This window comes from Streptococcus sp. HMSC062H02 (genome assembly GCF_001813005.1).
In the GTDB taxonomy this organism is placed as follows: domain Bacteria; phylum Bacillota; class Bacilli; order Lactobacillales; family Streptococcaceae; genus Streptococcus; species Streptococcus oralis_S.
This window is the reverse complement of record NZ_KV811121.1, coordinates 109,611-111,679: the sequence shown is the minus strand read 5'-3', so window position 1 is coordinate 111,679 and position 2,069 is coordinate 109,611. Positions and strand designations below refer to the sequence as shown.

Here is a 2,069-nt window from a genome sequence, read left to right as displayed (position 1 = left end):
TTCAACCGCTTCATCATAAGTCAGTGAAAGAACAGCCTTATGATATTCCTTAAATTCTTCTACACTTAGCCAACTTTGCTTGCCGTCTTCGCTAATCTGACCATCAATGGCAGATGCTACTTCAGTTGCCATAATGTATAAAGCACGTTTGTCTACAGTTAAAACATCTGTATGAGATGTGGCGATACGTAGATAATCCCCACGTTCTCTCCACTCTGTAATGAAAGTTTTTTCAAATTCCAATGTTATACTCTCATATTCCAAAGACAACCAAGGATTGCTCGGAATTATAAAAGAAGCTTTATCCCATCTTTCATCAACAGAAGCCCATTTGTGTAACCGAACACCAAAGTATAAATCATCCTGTAGCATGGCATCATCACCAACATTGGAGAAACTTATTTTCTTGCCTTTCCGTTCCTTAAACCACATCTTCCAAACAAGCTCTCTAGTTGTGAAGTCTATTTTTTTCGTATAATCACCTTTGATATAAAGTCTCATAAATCTGAGATATCGCCTCCATGTGCTAGTATATACTCTTTTCGACGAGTGGCTTCTTCCTCCCAAAGAGGGTCGTCTACCACATCCATCGTTTGAATTTCAGTCAAACTTAGTTCATTTGCTTCTTCAAAAGTTAGAGATAGAATATCCTCATGTTTTCTTTTAAACTCCTCGATTGTCAACCAGCTAGCCTTATTATCCTCGCTAATTTGCCCATCAATCACCTTTGCAATTTCAAGCGCCATAATGTACATGGCTCGTTTATCAACTGTTAAAACTTCTAGATGGGTGGTTAAAATACGGAGATAGTCTCCTTTTTCATTGTAGTCTGTAGCGAATGCATCTTCAAACTCTAGGTCAATACATTCGTCAAGATGTGAAAAGAGTCTTCGTACCCCTTCCTTTAAGGGGACACTAGACCATCTCTTATCGGCAGTGCCTTTCCTCAAGGATAAATTTGAGAAAAAATCTTCTTGTAAATCATCATTGTTCCCAGCATTTGAGTAAGAAACTTGCTCATCTTCTGGAAACCACATTTTGCCAGCTAGTTCTAAATAACCATAAGGTACTCTTTTTGTATAATCACCTTTTAAATATAATTTCATTGTTCACTCCTTATTGCGTCAAGTATTTAAAAGCTTTCCACATATTTTTGATAATTTCCTCTTTTGCACCTTGACCAAGTCCTTTTAGTTCAGAACGTTTGTTTACCCAGTCTACAATATCCTGCCTACTTGAAATCCTTGAAACCTCGATATCTATGTCAAGGTCATAACCCGATTTCCCACTCCCCGATTGAACTTGGATTTTCCCACTATCTGGCTCCGCATCAACTCGAATATTATCGACTTTTTTACCTTTAACTCGTCCAGAGACCTTTTTCCCAAAAGACTTACTCGTTGGTTTATTGGCCTGCCAGCTGTCATAGTTACTAGAATAATTAACCTGAATTTCACCATTTAGTAAGGCCGTCTTTGTGATAGCTGATAAGCTGGACACTGCTCCACTAGCTATCAGTACATTCCCATATTGTACCCCTGTTACGGATGCTGCCGTACCAGCTACGATACTTGTCCCTGCTGTTGGTGGACTAGCCATTATACTCAATGTTTCGAGAGCACCACTCGCAAAGTAGACTCCTAAACCAGAGAAAATTTGAGCTACTCCACTCCAAAATTCGACTGAATTTGCTTCAAAGTTTTGGGCTTTTAGTTCATCAAGCTTTTTGTTAACCAAATGAGTATAGTCCGCATCATATTTCCCATTTTTTAAAACGACATAGCCTTGCTCCAAGGGATAAATGTCAATGATATTCCCTGTTTCATCAATCTTAAGAGTGTGATTGTAGTCTTCAATTATTTTATCCCATTCGGACTTGTTGTGACCTTTCAGGCGCTTCTTTAATTCGGCACGATAGTAGGCATCACCATCGTCCGATAGCATCATATCCCTAGAAGCTTTATTGATGGTACGAGTTTCTGAGTCTTGAAAATCTCTTTTAGCATGCGAAACAATCTTCACATCCTTCATCTTTTGCACCCAGCTCATGTCCACACCGTCCGCATAGT

The 2,069-nt window shown here is 39.0% G+C and carries 3 protein-coding genes; all 3 read right to left on the bottom strand.

Annotated elements, in window-relative coordinates; translation table 11 throughout:
* The coding region (locus HMPREF2885_RS05320) for a hypothetical protein (protein ID WP_070657378.1) at nt 1–501 on the bottom strand (501 nt) is incomplete at its 3' end.
* Complete coding sequence (locus tag HMPREF2885_RS05315) at nt 498–1,106, bottom strand: hypothetical protein (protein ID WP_049550288.1); 609 nt, start codon at nt 1,104–1,106, stop codon at nt 498–500. The genes HMPREF2885_RS05315 and HMPREF2885_RS05320, both read right to left, overlap by 4 nt.
* 10 nt (nt 1,107–1,116) lie before the next feature.
* The coding region (locus HMPREF2885_RS05310) for a virulence protein (protein ID WP_070657376.1) at nt 1,117–2,069 on the bottom strand (953 nt) is incomplete at its 5' end.

What these genes read in the sequence shown, in the direction of transcription:
- HMPREF2885_RS05315 (WP_049550288.1), bottom strand. Translation starts at nt 1,106, where the DNA reads ATGAAATTATATTTAAAAGGTGATTATACAAAAAGAGTACCTTATGGT.